This window comes from Streptomyces silvae, from assembly GCF_016745505.1.
GTDB classification, from domain to species: Bacteria; Actinomycetota; Actinomycetes; order Streptomycetales; family Streptomycetaceae; genus Streptomyces; species Streptomyces silvae.
The window spans coordinates 1-21994 of the sequence record NZ_JAERUC010000179.1 but is presented as its reverse complement, the minus strand read 5'-3'; the positions used below and the strand labels follow the sequence as shown (position 1 = coordinate 21994).

17 protein-coding genes are annotated in these 21994 nt (G+C 72.6%); 7 read left to right on the top strand and 10 right to left on the bottom strand.

Going from position 1 to position 21994, the window contains the following annotated elements:
• Window positions 1–249 precede the first annotated feature (249 nt).
• The 6 genes from xylB to JKV81_RS28535 all read left to right on the top strand — a co-directional run bounded on the left by xylB (window position 250) and on the right by JKV81_RS28535 (window position 8777).
• Window positions 250–1731: a xylulokinase gene (gene xylB, locus JKV81_RS28560; protein ID WP_202078491.1), complete on the top strand. Its 1482-nt coding sequence runs from the start codon at window positions 250–252 to the stop codon at window positions 1729–1731.
• A gap of 71 nt (window positions 1732–1802) precedes the next feature.
• A complete protein-coding gene (locus tag JKV81_RS28555; RefSeq protein ID WP_129266602.1) occupies window positions 1803–3080 on the top strand; it encodes a VWA domain-containing protein in 1278 nt (425 codons plus the stop codon).
• Window positions 3080–3904 carry a hypothetical protein gene (locus JKV81_RS28550; RefSeq protein ID WP_129266601.1) on the top strand — a complete coding sequence of 275 codons (825 nt, stop codon included), beginning with the start codon at window positions 3080–3082 and terminating at the stop codon, window positions 3902–3904. The genes JKV81_RS28555 and JKV81_RS28550 overlap by 1 nt, the downstream gene beginning before the upstream one ends.
• A gap of 152 nt (window positions 3905–4056) precedes the next feature.
• Window positions 4057–5424: a cytochrome P450 gene (locus tag JKV81_RS28545; protein ID WP_202078489.1), complete on the top strand. Its 1368-nt coding sequence runs from the start codon at window positions 4057–4059 to the stop codon at window positions 5422–5424.
• A gap of 99 nt (window positions 5425–5523) precedes the next feature.
• On the top strand, window positions 5524–7413 hold the full coding sequence (locus JKV81_RS28540; RefSeq protein ID WP_202078487.1) for an ABC transporter ATP-binding protein: 1890 nt from the start codon (window positions 5524–5526) through the stop codon (window positions 7411–7413).
• 167 nt (window positions 7414–7580) lie between these two features.
• Window positions 7581–8777, top strand: a complete 1197-nt coding sequence (locus tag JKV81_RS28535) for a low temperature requirement protein A (protein ID WP_129266599.1) — start codon at window positions 7581–7583, stop codon at window positions 8775–8777.
• Here the strand turns inward: JKV81_RS28535 and JKV81_RS28530 are convergent.
• The 9 genes from JKV81_RS28530 to JKV81_RS28490 all read right to left on the bottom strand — a co-directional run bounded on the left by JKV81_RS28530 (window position 8770) and on the right by JKV81_RS28490 (window position 20195).
• Complete coding sequence (locus JKV81_RS28530) at window positions 8770–10101, bottom strand: FtsX-like permease family protein (RefSeq protein ID WP_202078485.1); 1332 nt, start codon at window positions 10099–10101, stop codon at window positions 8770–8772. The two genes, JKV81_RS28535 and JKV81_RS28530, sit on opposite strands and share 8 nt — an antisense overlap.
• Window positions 10091–10831 (bottom strand): ABC transporter ATP-binding protein, encoded by a 741-nt coding sequence (locus tag JKV81_RS28525; RefSeq protein WP_129266597.1) that lies wholly within the window; start codon window positions 10829–10831, stop codon window positions 10091–10093. The genes JKV81_RS28530 and JKV81_RS28525 overlap by 11 nt, the downstream gene beginning before the upstream one ends.
• Complete coding sequence (locus JKV81_RS28520; protein ID WP_124275820.1) at window positions 10828–11391, bottom strand: PadR family transcriptional regulator; 564 nt, start codon at window positions 11389–11391, stop codon at window positions 10828–10830. Before JKV81_RS28520 ends, JKV81_RS28525 begins: the two co-directional genes overlap by 4 nt.
• Before the next feature lie 144 nt (window positions 11392–11535).
• Window positions 11536–12519, bottom strand: a complete 984-nt coding sequence (locus JKV81_RS28515) for an ABC transporter substrate-binding protein (RefSeq protein ID WP_129266596.1) — start codon at window positions 12517–12519, stop codon at window positions 11536–11538.
• 1 nt (window position 12520) lies between these two features.
• Window positions 12521–14503, bottom strand: coding sequence for an ABC transporter permease (locus JKV81_RS28510; RefSeq protein ID WP_129266595.1), 1983 nt, complete (start codon window positions 14501–14503; stop codon window positions 12521–12523).
• On the bottom strand, window positions 14503–15621 hold the full coding sequence (locus tag JKV81_RS28505; protein ID WP_236058011.1) for a quaternary amine ABC transporter ATP-binding protein: 1119 nt from the start codon (window positions 15619–15621) through the stop codon (window positions 14503–14505). The genes JKV81_RS28510 and JKV81_RS28505 overlap by 1 nt, the downstream gene beginning before the upstream one ends.
• A complete protein-coding gene (locus JKV81_RS28500) occupies window positions 15618–17189 on the bottom strand; it encodes a GMC family oxidoreductase (RefSeq protein WP_129266594.1) in 1572 nt (523 codons plus the stop codon). The genes JKV81_RS28505 and JKV81_RS28500 overlap by 4 nt, the downstream gene beginning before the upstream one ends.
• An 80-nt stretch (window positions 17190–17269) precedes the next feature.
• Window positions 17270–18802 carry an aldehyde dehydrogenase family protein gene (locus tag JKV81_RS28495; protein WP_129266593.1) on the bottom strand — a complete coding sequence of 511 codons (1533 nt, stop codon included), beginning with the start codon at window positions 18800–18802 and terminating at the stop codon, window positions 17270–17272.
• 463 nt (window positions 18803–19265) lie between these two features.
• Window positions 19266–20195 carry an LLM class F420-dependent oxidoreductase gene (locus JKV81_RS28490; RefSeq protein WP_202078483.1) on the bottom strand — a complete coding sequence of 310 codons (930 nt, stop codon included), beginning with the start codon at window positions 20193–20195 and terminating at the stop codon, window positions 19266–19268.
• Between the two features lie 172 nt (window positions 20196–20367).
• Between JKV81_RS28490 and JKV81_RS28485 the strand changes: the two genes are divergently transcribed.
• Entirely contained in the window at window positions 20368–21318 is a 951-nt protein-coding gene (locus tag JKV81_RS28485; protein ID WP_236058009.1) for an intradiol ring-cleavage dioxygenase, read from the top strand.
• Between the two features lie 88 nt (window positions 21319–21406).
• On the opposite strand, the gene JKV81_RS28480 is transcribed toward JKV81_RS28485, so the two are convergent.
• Window positions 21407–21994 (bottom strand): glycoside hydrolase family 31 family protein (locus JKV81_RS28480; protein ID WP_307820614.1); only part of this gene is annotated, 588 nt, incomplete at its 5' end.

Genomic DNA, 21994 nt, shown 5'->3' with positions numbered 1-21994 from the left:
GACCGAAGGTGAACCTGTCCGCGGAAGTGGGGGTGAAGCGATCCGTCATGGTGGTGTCCGCCTTCGCCTGCCTGGGGTCCGGAGTCGTCGTCCGTACCCCGGGCCTATTTGTTCACTGACATGATTAATTATGCACACGGCACCGCGTGGACGTAACCCCCCGGACAGCGAAACGACGAACGCCCCTGTTCCGGACGCCGTCGATCACGTAATTTGTTTGTCGCACTCCCAAAATGAGAAGAGGTAGCCATGCCGCCGCGTACCGTCGTCATCGGCGTGGACAGCTCCACCCAGTCCACGAAGGCCGCAGTCACCGACACCGAGACCGGTGAGCTGCTCGCCGTCGGCCGCGCCCCGCATGTCGTCACGGGTGAGGGCGGCGCGCGCGAGACCGACCCCGAGGTGTGGTGGCGGGCGCTGTGCGACGCCGTGGCTGCCGGGCTCAAGGAGTCCGGGCTCTCGGCGTCCTCCGTCGTCGGTATCGCCGTCGCGGGGCAGCAGCACGGACTCGTGGCGCTCGACCGCTCCGGCCGCCCGCTGCGCCCCGCCCTCCTGTGGAACGACACGCGCTCCGCGCCCCAGGCGGCGGCGCTCGTCGACGAGCTGGGCGGCCCCGAGGCGTGGACCGCGCGCACCGGCACGGTGCCCGTCGCGTCGATGACCGCGACGAAGTGGCGGTGGCTGCGCGAGAACGACCCGGCGAACGCCGAGGCGACGGCCGCCGTGCGGCTGCCCCACGACTTCCTCACGGAGCGGCTCGCGGGCGTCGCGGCGACGGACCCGGGCGACGCGTCGGGCACGTGCTGGTACTCCACCGCGACGGGGTCCTACGACCCGGAGCTCCTGGACCGCCTCGGCCTGGACCTCTCCATGCTGCCCGAGGTCGCGGCGACGGGCGGGACCCGGATCGGCTCCCTGACCGAGTCGGCGGCGGAGGTGCTCGGCCTGCCGGCCGGGATCGCCGTCGCGGCCGGCACCGGGGACAACATGAGCGCCGCGGTGGGCCTCGGCCTGGGCGGCGCGGGACTGCTGGACCACCCCGTGCTGAGCCTCGGCACCTCGGGCACGGTCTTCGCCGCCTCCCGGGCCCGCCCGGCGTCCACCGCGCTCTCCGGCTTCGCCGGGGCCGACGGTACGTATCTCCCGCTGGCCTGCACCCTCAACTGCACCCTGGCCGTCGACAAGGTGGCGACCCTGCTCGGCCTGCACCGCGACGACGCGACGCCCGGCGGCGAGGCCGTCCTCCTGCCCTACCTGGACGGCGAGCGCACCCCGGACCTGCCCACCTCCTCCGGGCTCCTCACCGGGCTCCGGCACGACACCACTCCGCAGCAGCTGCTGGGCGCGGCGTACGAGGGCGCGGCCTTCACCGTGCTGCGGGCGCTGGACGAGCTCCTGCGGGCGTGCGGGCTCGACCCGGCCGACCCCGAGGTCGCCGGCCGGCCGCTGCGGCTGATCGGCGGCGGCGCCCAGGGCCGCACCTGGGTGGAGACGGTGCGCCGGCTCTCCGGCCGGCCGCTGATCGTGCCGGGCAGCGGCGAACTGGTCGCGCTCGGCGCCGCCGCGCTGGCCGCGTCCGCCGCGGGCGGCGGCGACCCGGTGGCCATCGCCTCCCGCTGGAACGAGAAGTCCGCCGACGCCGAACTCCCGCCGGTGGAGCGGGACACGGAGACCTGGGAGCGGGTCGGGTCGGTGCTGGACAGGGCCGCGGAGCCGCTGCTCGGCGGATGAGAGGAGGCCCCGAAGTCGCGTCCGGCGCACGCGTTTTGGGGATGGCTGCGGATCTTCAATAGGATCCGGCGATGATCATAAGAAAACGGCTGACGGCCGGGGTGTGCGTCCTGCTCGCCACCCTGGCCGCCGGGCTCGGCACCGCCCTTCCGGCCGCCGCCGACGAACCCTCCACCGCCGCCTCGCCCAAGGTCGAACTGGTCCTGGACGTCAGCGGTTCCATGCGCACCCGCGACATCGACGGCGAGTCCCGCATATCCGCCGCCAAGCAGGCGTTCAACGACGTCCTGGACGCGGTGCCCGAAGAGGTCGAGCTCGGCATCCGCACGCTCGGCGCCGACTACCCGGGTGACGACCGGAAGGTCGGCTGCAAGGACACCAAGCAGCTCTACCCGGTCGGCCCGCTCGACCGCACCGAGGCGAAGACCGCCGTCGCCACGCTGGCGCCGACCGGCTGGACCCCGATCGGCCCCGCCCTGCTCGGCGCGGCCGACGACCTCGAAGGCGGCGACTCCACCCGTCGGATCGTCCTGATCACCGACGGCGAGGACACCTGCGGCCCGCTCGACCCGTGCGAGGTCGCGCGTGACATCGCCGCCCGGGGTATCCACCTGGTCATCGACACGCTGGGCCTGGTGCCGAACGCCAAGATCCGGCAGCAGCTGACCTGCATCGCCGAGGCCACCGGCGGCACCTACACCGCGGTCCAGCACACCGACGAGCTCTCCGGCCGTGTCAAACAGCTGGTGGACCGCGCCGCCGAGCCGGTCGTCACCCCCGTGGCGACCGAGGGCGCGGGCAGCTGCTCCGCCGCCCCGGAGCTGAAGGCCGGGCTCTACACCGACCGTCAGGAGATCGGCAAGCACCGCTGGTACCGGGTGGACGTCCTGCCCGGCCAGGAACTGCGCGCCTCGGTGAGTGTCGCGGCGGACCGTGCCGTGAACAACGACTACGGGGTGCTGCTGCGCGCCGTGACCACGCACGGCCGGGAGATCGTCCGGGGCGCGGAGTCCGGCACCGGACGTACGGACGCCGTGTCCACCGGGCTGCGGTACCCGAAGCCCGAGCAGGACGACACCGACTCCGACGTGAAGCCCGCCGCCGAGTCCGTCTGCCTCCAGCTCAGCAACTCCTTCTCGGCGCCCCCGTCCGTGAAGACCACTCCCGGTATGCCCGTCGAGCTGACCATCGACGTGGTGGACGCTCCCGACGACGCCGCCGATGTCGCCGCGTTCGGCCTGGGCCGCGGCTGGTGGCTGCTCGGCCTCATGGTGCTGACCGGACTGATCGCAGGTCTGCTGTTCGGCTGGATCTCGCGCTGGCGCGTCGCCGTATGGAGGACCAACTGATGCGTACCCCCCGCAGAAACACCGTCAGGCGCGCCGGCGTGGGCGCCCTGCTGGCCGCCGTCGCCCTGCTCACCTCGGCGGGCGCCGCCGTCGCCGACGACCCGTCGGCGAGCGCGAGCCCGGCGGAGGGCGAGTCGGCGGCGCCGACGGAGGCCGGCACCACCTTCCGTACCGCCACGCCGGTGCGGCAGGGACAGGCCGCCACCGCGGACGCGTCCACGGGTGACTACCTCTACTGGGCCTTCCCCGCGGACTCCGGACAGCGTCCCACCGTCCGAGCGAAGGTGAGCCTGCCGGAGAGCGCCACCCGGCACGGCGCGTCGACCTGGCAGATCGACGTGTACGACGGCCTCCGCCGCCGGCAGGCCTGTATGTACGGCCACCAGACCAGGAAGGCGGCGCCGGACGCCGGCACCGTCGAGCTGTCCTGTGTCCTGCGTACGGTCCGGGCCTGGTCCGAGCCGTGGGCGTCCGACCCGCTGCCCGGCACCTACTACGTACGCCTGACCGTGGTCGGGCTGGCCGAGGAGGATCTCGGTCTGCCGGTCCATGTCGAGACCCAGGTCGATCCGGCTGATCAGGGCGGCGCGCACGACGTGGACGGCGCCCTCGCGAAGCCCCTGGTGCCGGGTGTCTCGGCCGTCTCGGCGCAGGGCGGCGCCCCGGCGGGCAGCGAACCCGAGGACGGCTGGTCCTCGGGCTGGTGGACCAGCCGCTGGCTGTGGACCGCCGGCGGCGGCGTACTCGCCGCGCTGGCGGGCGTGTTCGGCTACTCCCTGACACGGGGCGGCGGCCGTCCCTCCCGGGTCCCGCCGGGCGTCTGACCGCACAGCACCCCGCCCGAGGGCCGCAGGCGACCGCCTGCGGCCCTCGGCCATGTCCGGACCGGCGCCGCCGGCCCCGTCCCGATCCGTGACCGACTGGCATTAGGCTCTGCAACTCACTTACTGCGTACGGCAGATGACGGGAGTTCCTCATGTCCACGGAATCCGGTGCGACCCTCGACGCCGAGCCGCGCGGCCACCGGCTCGTCCAGGGGCCGAGGGGCCTCCCCCTGCTGGGGAGCCTGCCGCGGTTCGGCAAGGATCCCCTGGCCTTCTTCGAGCGCCTGCGCGGACACGGGGACATGGTCAGCTGGCGCTTCGGCCGCAACGACTGCGTCTTCGTCGCCGACCCCGCGTGCATAGGCGAGCTGCTCACCGAGACGGAACGCACCTTCGACCAGCCGCTGCTGGGCATCGCCTTCCGTACGGTCATGGGCAACGGGGTCGTCGTCGCGCGCGGCAGCGACTGGCGGCGCAAGCGGTCGCTGGTGCAGCCCTCGGTGCGCCCCAAGCAGGTGAAGTCGTACGCCTCCACGATGACCGCGTGCGCGGTGGACCTGGCCGACGGCTGGTCGGGCGGTGAACGCGTCGACATCAAGCGGGAGATGGCGGCGCTGACGCAGAAGATCGCCGTACGCACCATCTTCGGCGTGGACACCCCGGCCGACGCGGAGTCGATGGGCCGCGCGATGGACATCGCACAGCAGGAGATCGGCAAGGAGTTCAGCGGCCTGGGCGCCGTCCTGCCCGACTGGGTGCCGACCCCCGGGCGCGTCAGGATCAAGAAGGCCGCCGCGGTGATCGACGCGGAGGTCGGGCGGGTGGTGGCGCGTCACCGGGACGGCGACGGGGAGCGCCCCGACCTGCTGAGCCGGCTGCTCACGGCGGTGGACGAGAGCGGGGCCCACCTCACCGACCAGGAGATACGCGACGAGACCGTCACGCTCTACATCGGGGGCCACGAGACGACCGCGTCCACGCTGGTGTGGGCCTGGTATCTGCTCTCGCGCACCCCGCACGCCCTGGCGGCGCTCACCGAGGAGCTGGACCGGGTCCTCGGCGACCGGGAGCCGGGCATCGACGACTACGCGCGACTGACGTACGCCCAGGCGGTGGTGAAGGAGACCCTCCGGCTGTACCCGACGATCTGGCTGGTCACCGGAATCGCGAAGGAGGGGGCGCGGATCGGCGGCGTACCGATGCCGGAGGGCACGCGGGTGTGGAGCAGCCAGTGGGCCACGCACCGGGACGAGCGGTGGTTCCCGGAGCCCGAGGCCTTCCGCCCGGAGCGCTGGGACGCGGAGGACGGGGACGAGATCCCGGAGTACGCGTGGTTCCCGTTCGGCGGTGGCCCCCGGGTCTGCCTCGGTACGCGCTTCGCGATGGTCGAGGCGGTGCTGATCCTGGCCGTCCTGGCGCGCCGCTTCGAACTCGCCGTGGACCCGGGCACGATCAACCCCGTACCGACGCTGACCCTGCAGCCGGACCGGGAGGTCATGGCGACCGTACGGGCGCGCTGAACGCACCGACGGGTGAAGCCGGCCGGGAACGCTTGACCTCAAGTTTTCTTGAGGTTCTAGCGTGCCACGCATACCGACCGACTCCCCCGGAGGCACCTCATGGACATGGAAGTCACCGCATGGCACTCGCTGCACAGCACGGTGAACGCGCAGCAGGACCGCAGGCCCTTCTCCCGGGCCACGCTGCGCCGTATCGCGGAGTTCGCCCGGCCGCACCGGGGCAGGATCCTCCGCTTCCTGCTCCTCAGTGTGGTGACGGCCCTGCTGGCGGTGGCCACACCGGTGCTGGCGGGGTCGGTCGTCGACGCGATCGTGCAGGGCGACGACCCCGGGACGGTCACCCGGCTCGCCCTGCTGATCGCCCTGATCGCCGTGGCCGAGGCGGGGCTCGGGCTCCTCACCCGGTGGCTGTCGGCCACCCTCGGCGAGGGGCTGATCCTCGATCTGCGTACCGCCGTCTTCGACCATGTCCAGCGGATGCCCGTCGCCTTCTTCACCCGCACCAGGACCGGGGCGCTGGTCAGCAGGCTCAACAACGACGTGATCGGCGCCCAGCGGGCCTTCAGCAACACCCTCTCCGGCGTCGTCTCCAATCTCGTCACCCTGCTGCTGACCCTGGCCGTGATGCTCACGATCTCCTGGCAGATCACGCTGCTCGCCCTGGTGCTGCTCCCGGTGTTCGTCGTCCCCGCCCGACGGCTGGGCTCCCGGATGGCCGGTCTCCAGCGGGAGGCCGCCGGCCACAACGCCACGATGGGCACCCGGATGACCGAGCGTTTCTCCGCCCCGGGCGCGACGCTCATCAAGCTCTTCGGACGCCCCGCCGACGAGTCCGCCGAATTCGCCGCCCGCGCCGGCCGGGTGCGTGACATCGGCATCCGTACGGCGATGCTCCAGTCCACGTTCATCACGGCGCTCACCCTGGTGTCGGCCCTCGCCCTCGCCCTGGTCTACGGGCTCGGCGGGCACCTGGCCCTGCGCGGCAGCCTGGAGCCCGGGGCCGTCGTCGCGCTGGCCCTGCTCCTCACCCGGCTCTACGCACCGCTGACGGCACTGGCCGGGGCCCGGGTCGAGGTGATGAGCGCCCTGGTCAGCTTCGAGCGGGTCTTCGAGATCCTCGACCTGAAGCCGCTGATCGCCGAGAAGCCGGACGCCCGCCGGGTACCGGACGGCCCGGTGTCCGTGGAGTTCGACGGGGTGTCCTTCGGCTATCCCTCCGCCGACAAGGTCTCCCTCGCCTCGCTGGAGGAGGTCGCCACGCTCGACTCCGGGGACGGCACGCAGGTGCTGCACGACGTCTCCTTCACGGCCGCGCCGGGCCGGATGATCGCACTCGTGGGGTCCTCCGGAGCCGGGAAGTCGACGATCGCGCAGCTCCTCCCCCGCTTGTACGACACCGACGCGGGCACCGTGCGGCTGAACGGCGTCGACGTACGCGATCTGACGGCCGATTCGATCCGGGAGACGCTCGGCATGGTCACCCAGGACGGGCACCTCTTCCACGAGTCGGTCCGCGCCAACCTGCTGCTGGCCCGGCCGGAGGCCACCGAGAAGGAGATCTGGGACGCGCTGCGCCGCTCCCGCCTGGACGGCCTGGTGGCATCGCTGCCCGAGGGGCTGGACACGGTGGTAGGCGAGCGCGGCTACCGGCTCTCCGGCGGCGAACGCCAGCGGCTCACCATCGCCCGGCTGCTGCTGGCCCGTCAGCGGGTGGTGATCCTGGACGAGGCGACCGCACATCTGGACTCCACCTCCGAGGCGGCCGTCCAGGAGGCGCTGACCGAGGCCCTGGAGGGCCGTACGGCCGTGGTGATCGCCCACCGGCTGTCGACGGTGCGCGCGGCCGACCTGATCCTGGTCGTCGAGGACGGCAGGGTCGTCGAACGGGGCACGCACGACGAGCTGCTGGCAGCCGGAGGGCGGTACGAGGAGCTGCACCGCACCCAGTTCGAACGGCCGGGGGACGCGGAGGCCCACGCGCTGCGCTGACCGGCGGCCTGTCGGCGTTGCGTGCCCGCGCGGACCGCTCGTAACGTGACCGTGTCCGTCGAGCCGGCCGACCCGGCCACGGCCTGCGCGGCCGGCCTCGTCAGGCTCCGCCGCCCTCGGGGCCGGCGGGGCCCGAACAGCCCTCCCACCGATGGAACCGGGAACGAATGAGCCAGTCACACTCCGCCTTCGGCGCATGGCATCGGCCGATGGTCGCCCGCCTCGCCGGCGAGGAACACCGCACGGCGACCGCACTCGAACTCTTCTTCGACCTGTGCTTCGTCGCCGCCGTCGCCCAGGCGTCGGCCGCCTTCGAGCACGAACTCGCCGAGGGGAACGTCGGGCACGCGGTCCTCGGCTACGCGATGGTGTTCTTCGCGATCTGGTGGGCCTGGATGAACTTCACCTGGTTCGCCTCCGCGTACGACACCGACGACGTCCCGTACCGGCTGCTCACGCTGGTCCAGATCACGGGAGCGCTGGTCGTGGCCGCTGGCGCGGCCGAGGCGCTCCGGCACGAGGACTTCACCGTCATCACCTGGGGCTACGTCGTCATGCGGCTGGCCATGGTCACCCAGTGGCTGCGCGCCGCTCGCTCCGACCCCGAACGACGGCGCTCCTGCCTGCGGTACGCGGCCGGCATCCTGGTCGTGCAGGCCGGCTGGGTCGCCCGCCTGGCCCTGCCCGAGGACTGGGGCCTGCCGGCGTTCGCCGTCCTGGTCCTGGCCGAGATCGCCGTCCCCGTCTGGGCCGAGAACGCGGCTATGACCACCTGGCACCCGCACCACATCGCCGAGCGGTACGGCCTGTTCACCCTCATCGTCCTGGGCGAGACCATGACGGCGGCCACCGCGGCCGTGCGTACCGCCCTGGACGGTGAGACGACGCCCGGCGACATCGCGGCCCTCGTCGTCGGCGGCGTACTGACCGTCTTCGCCCTGTGGTGGCTGTACTTCGCGCAGAACGCCCCGCGCAGGCTCACCAGCCTCAGGTCGGCGATCCTCTGGGGCTACGGCCACTACGCCGTCTTCGCCTCGGCCGCCGCGGTCGGCGCCGGGCTGGCGGTGAACGTCGCCCACTCCACCGGTCACGGTCACCTCTCCGACCACGCGGCGGCGGCCACGTTCACGGTGCCGGTGGCCGTGTTCATCACCCTGGTGTGGCTGCTGCACCACCGGGCGGACGAGCTGCGCAGCCGCAACGACCTCATCCACCCGGCGGCCGTCCTCGCCGTCCTGGCCGTGACGTTCACCCCCGGCCCGGTCCTCGCCACCGGCCTCCTGTCCGCCGCCCTGGTCGCCGCCACGCTGGTGGTGGCGGCGCGTGCGCAGGGCGGGGCGGATCCCACGAGGAGCGCTACGTGAACCGGAGTTCGGCGGGGTGCGCCGCGCGCCGCAGGAGCGGCAGGGACGTCGCCGCGGCGAGCAGACACGCCGCGTAGACGGCCGGGGGGACGAGGAGCGGCGTCAGCGGTACGCCGGTGCCCGCGATCCGGGCGTACGCGACGCAGACCGCGGTGCCTCCGATGCCCGCGAGCAGGAGCGCCGGCGCCAGGGGGAGCGCCGTCTCCAGGATCGCCGCCCTGGCCAGGACGGTGCGCGGCACCCCCGCCGCGGCCTGTGCGGCCAGGCCCCTGCGGCGGGTCGCCAGCGACTCGGCGGTCCCCACGGCGAGTCCGCACAGGCTGATCGCCAAGGCGACCAGCACGGCGGTTCCGGCGAGGTCGATGCCGGTGGTGTAGAACGCCAGGTCGTCCGGCAGGGTCCCGCTGTCGTGGAGGATCTCGAGCATGACCGCCCGCACGCCGACGAAGGCGACTCCGACGACGGTGACCAACAGCAGCGCCGCATGGGTACGCGCGGCCGCCCAGGGGTCGTGCGCGAGCCGTCCCGCGGCGATGAGGACCGCGGGCTGCCGCGCCCTGCGGGTGAGCCGCCGGCCCAGGTACGCGGCGGACGCGCCGGCCGCCCAGATGACCCCCGTCCCGGTGAGGAACACCAGGGCCACCACCAGTACGGGAAATGCCGCGGCGCGGAGGCTGGTGGGGCCGATCAGGAGCATTCCCACCGCGGAGATCAGCGCGCCCGCTGCCAGGAATCCGAATGCTGCCCGTGGGCCACGCTCCGGGCCCACGCGGCGCACCTCGTCGAGCGGCGACGCGACCACACGCCGCAGGGCGAGGACGCCGACCAGGGCCGCGGCCACGGGGACGGCGAGGACGACCACCGCGAAGCCGGCCCAGGCCAGGGGCGGCGGCGTGTGCCCTGCGGCCGCGAGGAGTACGGCGAAGAGGGCGCAGCCGGCCAGCGAGCCGGGCAGGGAGGGGAACGCGGCCTCCACCGCCGCGATCCTCCGTACCTGTGCGGGAGTCGCCCCGGTGAGCCGCATCGCGGCCATCCGATGGTGGCGGTGAACGGCCCCGATGCGGGCGCACTGTCCGAGGAATCCGAGCACGGGGACCAGCAGGAGCACGAGCGTGAGCACCACTCCCGCGCGCTCACCGGGCTGGTTCAGCAGGCCGTGGGCGAACGGGATGGACACCTGGCCCCGGACGGCGGCGACCGCCACCGCCGCGAGGGCGAATCCCGTCGCGGCCACGGCGCCCAGCGCGGTGAGCGCGATCCGCCACCCTTCACCGCGTCCGGAACCGCGGGTGAGGGTCCAGGCCATACGGATGTCAGCCCTCATGGCGTGCCGCCTCCTGGACGGTGACGGCGTCCGCACCGGGGTCGACGACCCCGTCACGCAGCCACACCTCACGGTCCGCGTAGGCCGCGGTACGGGCGTCGTGCGTGATCAGCAGCACCGCCGTACCTGCCTCCCTCGCGGTGTGCACCAGGGCGGTCATCACCTGTTCCCCGGCGAGCGTGTCCAGCGCCCCGGTCGGCTCGTCCGCGAAGACCGCCTTGGGCCCGGTGACCAAGGCGCGTGCCAGCGCGACGCGTTGGCTCTGGCCGCCGCTCATCTCACCGGGGCGCAGGTCCGCCTGGCCGCGGACTCCGAAACGCTCCAGCCACTCCCCCGCCCTCTGCTGCGCCGGGCCGCGACGGACCCCCGCGAGCAGCAGGGGCAGCGCCACGTTGTCGAGCGCGGTGAGCTCGGGGATCAGCTGCCCGAACTGGAACACCACCCCGAAGTCGGTGCGCCGCAGTTCGCCGAGCCGCTCCTCGGAGGCCCGGTCGATCCGTTCGCCCCCGTAGGTGACGGAGCCGTCGTCGGGGCGGACGATCCCGGCCAGGCAGTGCAGGAGGGTGGACTTGCCGCTGCCGCTCGTGCCGGTGACGGCGAGGATCTCGCCCGCGTGGAGGTCGAGCGAGGCACCGCGCAGCGCATCGGTCCGTCCGTACGCCTTCTTCAGACCGCGTGCCGTGATCAGCGCGGTCTCCCCCGGGAAGAGCTGTTCGTCCGATGGACTCATGCTGCGTGTACCTCCGCGGTCAGGGTGTCGATGCGGGCCGTGGTGGTGGTCATCCACCGCACGTCGGCGTCGAGATGGACAAGTGCGTAGTCGGCCGAGAGAACCGTGCTGAGATCGGCGCCCGGCGCGGCCTTGAGTGCGGTGAGCTCACGCATCCGCTCCATGTGGGCGGCGCGCTGCGCCCTCAGGTGCGCCGCGGCGTCCGGCCCGCCCTGTCCGGTCCTCGCGGCGGCGGCCGCGACGAGGATCGAGACCACGACCTTGGCGAAGATCTCGTTGGTCACGAAGGGGGCCGGAGCGGTGATCTCGCCTGCCCACCGGGCCAGTTCGCGCGCCCCCTCGTCCGTGGAACCGTAGAGGGTGCGCTCCGGGCCGCCGTCGGAGTCGGTGCCCTCGACCGCGGCCAGGCCGTCCCGCACGAGGCGTTGGAGCGTCGTGTAGACCTGCCCGTAGGCGAGCGGGCGGGCCTGGGGGAAGCGTGCGTCGTACTGCCGCTTGAGGTCGTAGCCGTGACAGGGCCCGGCCGCGAGCAGCCCCAGGAGGACATGACGGGTACTCATGGGCGCGACTATATACGCGGTACATGTACTGAGTGAATAGTTACGGCCGATGTCCCCGGACCCGCCCTGGACGCGCGTCAGCCGCCGCGGCAGGTGCCGCGGCGGCTGACGGGGGGTGTCCGGGGAGCGTGTCCTGGGCTCAGATCAACGGTCCAGCCACTTCTTCCAGGTGTCCGGGTGCTCGTCGATCCAGCGGGCGGCGGCCTCGTCGGGGGTCAGCCGCTCCGAGGCGATCAGCTCGGAGACCTCGTTCTGGTCCTTCTCCGACCAGTGGAACTTCTTCAGGAAGGCGGCGGCGTCCCCGCCCCGCTCGGAAAAGTCCGCGTTGAGGTACTTCTGGAGCGGGGTCGTCGGGTATGCGCAGTCGATGTCGGCGGGGTCCTTGGCCGCGCAGGCGTCGGAGTACTCCGGAAGCTTCACCTCGACCATCGGCACCTCGTTGAACAGCCACTGCGGCTGGTACCAGTAGCTGAGGAAGGGCTTCTTCTCCTTGGCGAACTGCTGCATCTGGGTGATCTGCGCCGCCTCGGAACCGGCGAAGACGACCTTGTAGTCCAGGCCGAGGTTCTTCACCAGGGCCTTGTCGTTGGTGACGTAGGACGGTGAACCGTCCATCAGCTGGCCCTTGTCGCCGCTCTCCGCGGTGCGCAGCTCGTCGGCGTACTTGTCGAGGTTCTTCCAGTTCGTGACGTCGGGGTGCTCGTCCGCCCAGTACTTGGGGACGTACCAGCCGATGTGGCCCGTGACCCCGAGGTCGCCGCCGGGGACGATCGTCTTCTTGTCCTTGACGTACAGCTGTTCCTGGTCGGGGTGGCCCCAGTCCTCCAGGATGGCGTCGACCCGGCCCTGGCTGAGGGCGTCCCAGGCGGGCACCTCGTCGGTCTGTACGAGGTCGACGCGGTAGCCGAGCTCGTCCTCAAGGATCTTCTGCGCGACGGCCACGTTGGCCTGCGCGCCGACCCAGGACTGGACGGAGAGGGTGACGGTCTTGATGTCCGCGGGGGCCGCGAACGGCGAGGCCTGCTTGGTCATGTCGGCCGCGCCGCAGCCGGTGACGGCCAGCAGCGCGCCGGCCGAGGCGACGATCGCTGACGTACGGAGGCGGGCGCGGGTACGGGTGCGAGCCATGTCAGCTCTCCTTCCGCTGGCGGCGGGCGGTGGGCTGGGTGACACGGTCCAGCATCAGTCCCAGGCAGACGATGGCGGCGCCCGCGACGAGACCGGTGGCCAGATCGCCCTGGGCGAGGCCGAACACGACCTCGTAACCGAGTGCGCCGGAGCCGACGAGACCGCCGATGATGACGACCGCGAGGACCAGGACGACTCCCTGGTTCACGGCGAGCAGCAGCGCGGGCCTGGCCAGCGGGAGCTGGACCTGGCGCAGCTGCTGGCCGCTGGTGGCGCCGAGCGAGCGGGCGCACTCCATCGCGGCGGGGTCGACGCCCCGCAGCCCCTGGGTGGTGATGCGTACGACGGCGGGCAGCGCGTAGACGACGGCTGCCGCGGCGGCGGGGGCGCGGCCGACGCCGAAGAGGGCGACGACCGGGATGAGGTAGACGAACTGCGGCATGGTCTGGAAGACGTCCAGGACGGGCCGCAGCAGCCGTTCGAGGCGCGCGCTGCGCGCGGCGCCGACGGCGATGCCGAAGCCCAGGACCAGGGTGACCGCGACGGCGGCGATGACCTGGCTGAGCGTGTCCATCGACAGGTCCCAGACTCCGAGGACCCCGATGGCGGCCATGGCGAGGACGGCGGTGAGCGCGGTGCGCCAGGTGCCGATGGTCCAGGCGAGGGCGGCGACGATCAGCAGCACGCCCCACCAGGGCAGGCCCTGGAGCCCGCTGCGCAGCGGGTTGAGGATCCAGTTGGTGAAGTGGGCGGCCCAGTCGGCGGTTCCGCCGATGACGGGGATGCCGGTGTAGAGGTGGTCGACCATCCAGTCCTTGGCCGTGTTGACCGGCTCCGCGATGGGGACGACCCCGTCCTCGGGCCAGACGCGCCCGCCGGTGAAGCGGCCGACGACGGCGACGACGGCGGCGATCAGGGCGGCGAGCCCCCAGCCGCGTACGCCGCGCAGGGCCTCGGGGCCGGTGGGCTCCGTGCCGATCCTCCGGCCGGCCGCCTCGGTCGTACGGTCCAGGACGACGGCCAGCAGCACGATGGGGATGCCGGCGGCGAGCGCGGCCCCGACGTCGACGGAGGAGAGCGCCTGGTAGACGCGGTCACCGAGACCGCCGGCGCCGATGACGGACGCGATGACGGCCATGGACAGCGCCATCATGATGGTCTGGTTGAGGCCGAGGAGCAGTTCCTTGCGGGCCAGCGGCAGCCGGGCGCTCAGCAGGCGCTGCCGGCCGGTGGCGCCGAGCGAGGCGACGGCCTCCATGACGCCCGCGTCGGCGCCGCGCAGTCCGAGTGCGGTGAGCCGGGCCATCGGCGGCGCCGCGTAGACGACGGTCGCGAGGACCGCGCCGGGCACGCCGATGCCGAAGACCAGCACGACGGGCAGCAGGTAGGCGAAGGCGGGCAGCACCTGCATGGTGTCCAGGACGGGGCGCAGGACACGGAACGTACGGTCCGAGAGACCCGCGGCGAGCCCGAGGAGCAGGCCGAGCACCACGGAGGCCAGGACCGCGACGGTCATCAGGGCGAGGGTCTGCATGGTCGGCACCCACATGCCGAGCAGCCCGCAGACGAGGAAGGAGAGCCCGGCGGTCAGCGCGAGGCGCCAGCCGGCCGTACGCCAGGCGACGAGCGCGGCGAGGGCGGTGACCCCGGCCCAGCCGAGGGCGAGCAGGGCCAGGTAGACGCCGCGCACCGAGAGGACGACGGCGTTGCTGATGTGGCCGAAGAAGTAGAGGAACAGCGGGTGGCTGTCGCGGTTGCCGATGATCCAGTCGTTGACCTCGCCGAGCGGTCCGCTGAGGTCGACGGTCAGGGCGCCGGGCCAGACTCCGCCGCCCCAGCGTGCGTGCGCGAGGGGTACGGCGACGGCGGCGATCACCAGCAGGAGGAGGATCTTGCCGAGGGCGGGCCGGCCGCGCAGGGCGGCGAGGGGCCCGCTCCCCGGGGGACCGGAGGCGGTGCGTGTGGTGGCTTGGGCGGTGGCCATCAGACGGTCACCTCACGGGCTCCCGCATCCGCGCCCGCGACGACGTCCAGCAGGCACGCGTGGTCGACGACGCCGAGCAGCCTTCCGCCCTCCATCACCCGGGCGACCGGGTCGCCGGAGCGGGCGACGGCCTCGATGGCCTCGGAGACGGTGGCGCCGGGCCGGACGGCCGGGCCGTTGTCGCCCTCGCCGGAGGTCGGCGGACGCATGGCGGTGGCGACGGTGAGGACCTGCTCGCGCGGGACGTCCCGGACGAACTCGCGTACGTAGTCGTCGGCGGGCGAGCCGACGATCTCCTCGGGGGTGCCGAGCTGGACGATGCCGCCGTCGCGCATCAGCGCGATGCGGGTGCCCAGGCGGAGCGCCTCGCTGAGGTCGTGGGTGATGAAGACCATCGTGCGGCCCTCCTCGCGGTGCAGCCGGACGACCTCGTCCTGCATCTCGCGCCGGATCAGCGGGTCGAGCGCGCTGAACGGTTCGTCGAAGAGGAGGACGGACGGGTCGACGGCGAGCGCGCGGGCGAGCCCGACGCGCTGCTGCTGACCGCCGGAGAGCTGCGCGGGGCGGCGGTCCTCAAGACCCGCGAGGCCGACCTTCTCGACCAGTTCGGCGGCCTTGGCACGCCGTTCGGCCTTGCCGAGCCCCTGGATCTCCAGGCCGTACGCGACGTTGTCGAGGACCGTGCGGTGCGGCAGCAGCCCGAAGTGCTGGAAGACCATCGCGGCGCGGTGGCGGCGCAGTTCGCGCAGCCGGGTGGTGTCCATGGCCAGGACGTCCTCGCCGTCGATGGCGAGGGTGCCGCTGGTGGGCTCGATCAGCCGGGTCAGACAGCGTACGAGGGTCGACTTGCCGGAGCCCGACAGGCCCATGACGACGAAGACCTCGCCCTTCTCGACGTCGAAGGAGACATCGCGGACGGCCGCCGTACAGCCGGTGCGCTCGCGCAGCTCGGCCGGGGGCAGGTCGGCGTGCTCGCTGCCGGGGATGCGGTCGGCCTTGGGGCCGAAGACCTTCCAGAGGTTCTTGACGCTGAACACCGGGGCACCGGCCGCGGGGGTGTCCGCCGCGGGATCTCCGGTGACAGGGGTACGGGTCACAGGGGTACTGGCTTCGGTCATCGGACATCGCCTCCGGTGGTCGGGGTCGCTCGGAGCAGCTCTGCGCACTTCTCGCCCACCATCAGCACGCCGATCATGGGGTTCACGGCCGGCATGGTCGGGAAGACCGACGCGTCGGCGATGCGGATGCCTTCCAGGCCCTGGATCCGCAGCTGGGGGTCGACGACGGCCGCCGGGTCGCCCTCGGCCCCCATCCGGCAGGTTCCGGCCGGGTGGTAGACGGTGTGGGCGACCTTGCGGGCGTACTCGCTGATGTCCTCGTCGGACGTGACCTCGGGTCCCGGGCACACCTCGCGCTTGAGCCAGTGGGCCAGCGGTTCGGTCTTCGCTATCTCACGGGCGAGCTTGATGCCGTCGACCAGGGTGCGGCCGTCGTAGTCGTCCTCGTCGGTGAAGTAGCGGAAGTCCAGGGCCGGCTTGACCTCGGGGTCGGCGCTGGTGAGGTAGAGCCGGCCGCGGCTGCGCGGCTTGGGGATGTTCGGGGTCATCGACACACCGTGCTCGGGCTTCTCGTAGCCGAGGCGCTCCGGGTTGTCGGTGAAGGGGATCTGGTAGAAGTGGAACATCAGGTCGGGGCCCCGGGATCCGGGGTCGCGCCGTACGAAGAGACCCGCGTCGGAGTCCATCGCGGAGTTCTCGGGGATGGGCCCGTCGGTCTCCCAGACGATGACCGACTCGGGGTGGTCCAGCAGGTTCTCGCCGACCCCCGGCGCGTCGTGGACGACGGGGATGCCGAGTGCTTCCAGGTCCTTCGCGGGGCCGATCCCGGAGTGCATGAGCAGCCGGGGGGTGTCCACCGCGCCCGCGCAGACGATCACTTCGCGGGTGGCGCGCAGGAGCGTCTCCTCGCCGTCCTGGGTGCGTATGTGCACCCCGGTCGCGCGGTTGCCGTCGAACTCCAGGCGGTACGCCCATGTCTCCAGCAGGATCGAGAGGTTGGGGCGGTCACCGGCCTCGATGTGCGGGTGGAGGTAGGCCACGGAGGCCGAGGAGCGCTTGTTGTTCTCCGGGTGGTAGGCCAGGTCGAAGAAGCCGGCGCCCTCGTGGAAGGGCTTCTTGTTGAAGCTGTCCACGCGTGGGACGTCGGCCGCGGCCTGGGCGGCGTCGACGAAGTCGCGGGCGATGGCGTTCCGGTCCTTCTCGTCGACGGGCACGATGTTGTTGCGCAGCCGGCCGAAGTAGGGGTCCATGGAGGCGGCGTCCCAGCCGTCGGCTCCGGCCTCGGCCCACTCGTCCCAGTCCCCGGGCAGCGGCTTGAAGCTGATCAGCGTGTTGTGCGAGGAGCAGCCGCCGAGCACGCGGGCGCGGCTGTGCCGGATGTGGGAGTTGCCGCGCGGCTGTTCGGTGGTGGGGTAGTCGTAGTCGAGGTCCCCGCCGAGCAGTCCGAGCCAGCGGCGGAGGGTGAGGACGTCCTCGCGGTCGATGTCGGTGGGGCCGCCCTCGATGACGGTGACGGTGACGTCGGGGTCCTCGGTGAGGCGGGAGGCGATGACCGAACCGGCGGTACCGCCTCCGACGATCACGTAGTCGACAGGTTCGGGGCGTGCGGTGCTGGGGGACGGGGGCATCGGTCACTGCTCCTTCTGCAAGGTGCTTGCGTGTACGTGGTGCTGCGAACAGCCGGGCGGGGAAAGGGGATCCGCTCTGTTCAGCCGGCGAACCAGCGCTGGGGGCGCGGGTTGAGGTTCTGGTAGATGTGCTTGGACTCGCGGTACTCGGCGAGCCCGGTGGGGCCGAGCTCCCGGCCCGTACCGGACTTGCCGAAGCCGCCCCACTCGGCCTGCGGGAGGTAGGGGTGGTAGTCGTTGATCCAGACGGTGCCGTGGCGCAGCCGGCCGGCGACGCGCCGGGCGCGGCCCGCGTCGGTGGTCCACACGGCGCCCGCGAGGCCGTAGTCCGTGTCGTTGGCCAGCGTGACGGCCTCTTCCTCGGTACGGAAGGTCTCGACGGTGAGGATCGGGCCGAAGGTCTCCTCGCGCACCACCTTCATCTCCCGGTGGCAGCCGTCCAGGACGGTGGGGCGGTAGAAGTAGCCGCTCGCGGGGCGGATGTCGGAGGGCTCGGGGCGCGCTCCGCCGGAGCGGACGACCGCGCCCTCCTCGCGGGCGGACGCCACGTACGCCTCGACCTTGGCGAGCTGCTGTGCGGAGACGAGCGGGCCGCACTCGACGCCGTCGACGGTGCCTCGGCCGAGCCGGATCGCATCGGCGCGGCGGGCGAGTTCGGTGACGAAGCGGTCGCGGACCGACTCCTCGATGATGAGGCGGGCACCGGCGGAGCAGACCTGGCCGCTGTGGAAGAACGCGGCGTTCAGTGCCTGGTCGACGGCGGTGTCGAAGCCCTCTTCGGTGGCGCACGCGTCGGCGAACACGACGTTGGGGTTCTTGCCGCCGAGCTCCAGGGCGACCTTCTTGACGGTGGGCGCCGCGGCCTGGGCGACCTTGGTGCCGCTGGCGAGCCCGCCGGTGAAGGAGACGAGGTCGACGTCGGGGTGCTCGGAGAGCCGTGCGCCGACGGGGTCGCCCGCGCCGGTGACGAGGTTGGCGGCGCCGTCGGGCAGCCCGGCCTCGGCGAGCAGCCTGATCAGGTGGACGGTGGAGAGCGGGGTGACCTCGCTGGGCTTGAGCACGAAGGTGTTGCCGGCGGCGAGGGCCGGGGCGATCTTCCAGCTGGCCTGGAGCAGCGGGTAGTTCCACGGGGCGATCAGGGCGCAGACACCGACCGGCTCGTGGACGACGACGCTGTGGACGTCGGGGTCGCCCGCGTCGACGACCCGGCCGCCGCTCTCGTTCATGACGAGGTCGGCGAAGTAGCGGAAGGCGTTGGTGACGTCGTCGACGTCGACACGGCCCTCCTCCAGGGTCTTGCCGGTGTCGCGGCTCTCGGTGATCGCGATCTCCTCGCGGTCCCGCTGGAGGAGCCCGGCGACCCGGCGCAGCAGCTCGGCGCGCTCGGCGACGGGCCGGTGGGGCCAGGGGCCGTCGTCGAAGGCGCGGCGGGCGGCGGCCACGGCCGCGTCGGTGTCCTCGATGCCGCCCTCGGAGACGTGCGCCAGGACGGTGGCGTCCGCGGGGTCCAGGATCTCGCGCGTCGCGCCTGATCCGGCGGCACGCCATACGCCGTCGATGTGGAGGGTCTCCAGGGCGGCCGTGGGGCGGTCCGACGAGGTGGGAGCCGACATGTAGCGATCTGCCTTCCGTGCCTGATTGCTCCGCACCGGTCCGGCCGAGCACTTGCGCGCCGGTGGACCGGGATACGGCACCAGCAGCCTGGGACCCTTTCCGTTCCGGCCAGATGTATGCCGAGATATTCACTCTGGGTGATGCGGCTCACTTATGGCGCCCTCACACCGCGCGGCCGGGAGGGGCGGTGTCCCGGAGTTGTGGAGGCGCAGTCACGGAGGGTGGCCGCCTCGTGGGCACGGTGCGCCCAGGTCGTGGGGCGGCGGGGCGTGACGCTCGGTCGCCGGCCGGTCCGCGAACCGGCCGGACGCTGCGGGGTTACGGCCGGGGAGAGGGGGCCTCGTGGGTGACGGCGCCCGTGACGGCCCCGGCGTCCGGGGCTCCGCCGCGCAGGTCGGCCCCGGGGGTCAAGGCCTGCCTCCGGGGGGGCCGCCGCCGGGACAGGCCCCCGCTCGGCGCCGCTCAGACCCCGGCGGCCCGTGCCGTCTCGTACACCTCGGTCGCCACGTCGACGAGTTCCGACGCGTCACGCGGCGTGCTCTGCAGGTCGACGACGATCTCCGGGATTCCCGTGGCGGCGTGCGCGAGGAGATCCTCGACGATCTGGGCGACGTCGCCGTGGAAGGGCTTCCGGTCGCTGCCCGGCACAGGCGTCGCGCTGTAGCGCACGTTGGCCCGGGCGCAGACTCCGACCGGGCGCTCACGTCCGCGTTCCGCGGCGACGTCCCGTACCAGCTGCCACTGCCGGGAGAGCTCCTGGGCACCCATGGCGACGGGCATCCAGCCGTCGGCGCGGTCGACCAGGCGGCGCATGGCACGGGGGCTGTTCGCGGGCAGATAGACGGGGACGGGGCGGGCCGGTTTCGGCCCCACCTCGGAGGGCGCGATCGTGGTCAGTCTCCCCTTGTACGAGACGGGGTCCGGCCCCCAGACGGCCGCGCACACGTCCAGCAGCTCGTCCAGGACCGCGCCACGCTCCGCGAACGGCGCGACGGAAGCGGCGGCGTACTCGTCCAGGGACCATCCCGTCCCCAGGCCCGCGATCAGCCGGCCACCGCTGGCGACGTCGAGCGAGGCCAGCGAGCGGGCGAGCTGGAAGGGCACGTGCAGCGGTGCGACGAGCACGCTGGTGCCGAGCCGCGGCCGCTCGGTGGCCGCGGCGGCCAAGGTCAGCGTGATCAGAGGATCGGCGACACTCCGGTAGTGCTCGGGCCAGGCGAGCCCCGGTACTCCGTACAGCCCCTGGGTCGCGGGCTCGGGGAAGAGGACCCGCTCGAACACCCAGAGACTCTCGTACCCGACGGCTTCCGCTGCGCGTGCCACGACGGCGACGTCGCGGCCGATGTCGTACTGCTTCATCTGCGGCAGACCGAGACCGAGTGCAACCGGCATACGTGTACCGCCTTCTACGTAGTAGACCGAGGCAACTACCTTACGCCTGAACGCTCTTGGACGTGGCCCATCCGGTAGCGCTGCGCCCGCCTCCGGAACAGCCCCGGAGGGTGGCCGGATACCGCCGCTTATCCTCACGCCTTTCACAGGAACCGTTCCTAACGTCGTGTCCATGACGAACCCACTCCATGACGAGCCGGACAACGCCGCCGTCTCACGTGCCCTGTCCCGCCGTCGCATGCTCACCCTCGGCGGGGCCGGTGCCGTCGCCCTCACCGGGATCGGCGCCGTCGCGAACGCCGCCGGCTCCGGCGGCCCCGGCGCGGAGGCAGCGGTGACCGCCGACGCGTGCATGCAACTGACGACCGAGTCGATCGAAGGTCCCTACTACATCGACTACGAGCTGTTCCGGAAGAACGTCGTCGAGGACCGCACCGGTGTACCGCTCGTCCTCCGCCTGCGCGTCGTCGACACCACGACCTGCCGGCCCGTCCGCGACTCGGCCGTCGAGATCTGGCACTGCGACGCGTCCGGCGTCTACTCGGGCTACACGGACACCGGCAACGGCGGAGGCGGTGACGGAGGTGGTGGGGGCGAACCGCCCACCCAGCCGCCGGGGACCACTCCCCCGGACGGGGGCGGCGGCGGAGGCGGCCACGCCACCCCGACGGACAACCTCACCTGGCTGCGCGGCATCCAGATGACCGACCGGCACGGCTTCGTCACCTTCCGGACCGTCTTCCCCGGCTGGTACACCGGGCGCGCCGTCCACGTCCACACCAAGGTGCACACCGGCGGCGCCCGTACCTCCGACGGCTACGAAGGCGGACGCACCTGCCACACAGGGCAGTTCTACTTCGCCGAGAGCGCGGTGAAGGCCACCGAAGGCCTCGTCCCCTACTCGGGGAACACCGTGACGCGGGTGACCCTCGACGAGGACATGCTCTACCCGGGGACCGGTGCGCAGGGCGGCCTGCTCGACCTCTCCTACGACCGCCGGCACATCGAGCGGGGTGTCGTCGGCTCGCTCACCATGGCCGTGGACCCCGACTCCACCAACGACGGCGGGGGCATGCCCGGCGGCGGCACACCTCCCGGCCCCAGCGCCTCCACCGGCGCGTGACGAAGCGCGTCACGAAGGGCCTGACGCGATGACGTACGGGCCGTCGGCGGAGGCCAACCCCTCCGCCGACGGCCCCGCGAGCGAACCGTCAGGCGACGGTCACCGTCCCGCTCCCCTCCCCCGCCGCTCCGGTTTCCTCGACGGTCACGCGGTACGGCCGATCCGTGCCCTCCGCCGTGACCCGCGTACCGGCCTCGTCCCGTACGACCCGGAACGAGGCCGCCGTGGCGCCGGACAGGTCCGGCACGGTGACCGTGCACTCGCCGGAGCCGGAGTCTGCGCCTGCGCCCGAGCCGAAGACGCGCAGGGTGAGTCCGTCGAGCCAGTCGCCGTCCGGGCGCTGGTCGTCGGCCCCCCACGGGAGTACGGCGCCGTCCCTGACCAGCAGCGGCAGGCTGTCGAAGCCGTGCCTCTCGTGCCGCCAGGCCGGACCGGTCACGCGCTCGCCAGTGAGCAGCGAGGTCCAGGTGCCCTCGGGGACGTAGTACTCGACCTCGCCGTCCTCCGTGAAGACCGGGGCGACCAGCAGGTCCGGGCCGAGCATGTACTGCCGGTCCAGGGTGCGGGAGGCGGGGTCGCCGGGGAACTCCGCCAGCATCGGCCGCATCATGGGGACGCCCGTGCGGTGCGCCTCGGCGGCCACCCCGTACAGGTACGGCATGAGCCGGTGCTTGAG

Coding starts and splice junctions, on each gene's coding strand:
- xylB (WP_202078491.1), top strand. CDS start 250: ATGCCGCCGCGTACCGTCGTCATCGGCGTGGACAGCTCCACCCAGTCC.
- JKV81_RS28555 (WP_129266602.1), top strand. CDS start 1,803: ATGATCATAAGAAAACGGCTGACGGCCGGGGTGTGCGTCCTGCTCGCC.
- JKV81_RS28550 (WP_129266601.1), top strand. CDS start 3,080: ATGCGTACCCCCCGCAGAAACACCGTCAGGCGCGCCGGCGTGGGCGCC.
- JKV81_RS28545 (WP_202078489.1), top strand. CDS start 4,057: ATGTCCACGGAATCCGGTGCGACCCTCGACGCCGAGCCGCGCGGCCAC.
- JKV81_RS28540 (WP_202078487.1), top strand. CDS start 5,524: ATGGACATGGAAGTCACCGCATGGCACTCGCTGCACAGCACGGTGAAC.
- JKV81_RS28535 (WP_129266599.1), top strand. CDS start 7,581: ATGAGCCAGTCACACTCCGCCTTCGGCGCATGGCATCGGCCGATGGTC.
- JKV81_RS28530 (WP_202078485.1), bottom strand. CDS start 10,101: ATGAGGGCTGACATCCGTATGGCCTGGACCCTCACCCGCGGTTCCGGA.
- JKV81_RS28525 (WP_129266597.1), bottom strand. CDS start 10,831: ATGAGTCCATCGGACGAACAGCTCTTCCCGGGGGAGACCGCGCTGATC.
- JKV81_RS28520 (WP_124275820.1), bottom strand. CDS start 11,391: ATGAGTACCCGTCATGTCCTCCTGGGGCTGCTCGCGGCCGGGCCCTGT.
- JKV81_RS28515 (WP_129266596.1), bottom strand. CDS start 12,519: ATGGCTCGCACCCGTACCCGCGCCCGCCTCCGTACGTCAGCGATCGTC.
- JKV81_RS28510 (WP_129266595.1), bottom strand. CDS start 14,503: ATGGCCACCGCCCAAGCCACCACACGCACCGCCTCCGGTCCCCCGGGG.
- JKV81_RS28505 (WP_236058011.1), bottom strand. CDS start 15,621: ATGACCGAAGCCAGTACCCCTGTGACCCGTACCCCTGTCACCGGAGAT.
- JKV81_RS28500 (WP_129266594.1), bottom strand. CDS start 17,189: ATGCCCCCGTCCCCCAGCACCGCACGCCCCGAACCTGTCGACTACGTG.
- JKV81_RS28495 (WP_129266593.1), bottom strand. CDS start 18,802: ATGTCGGCTCCCACCTCGTCGGACCGCCCCACGGCCGCCCTGGAGACC.
- JKV81_RS28490 (WP_202078483.1), bottom strand. CDS start 20,195: ATGCCGGTTGCACTCGGTCTCGGTCTGCCGCAGATGAAGCAGTACGAC.
- JKV81_RS28485 (WP_236058009.1), top strand. CDS start 20,368: ATGACGAACCCACTCCATGACGAGCCGGACAACGCCGCCGTCTCACGT.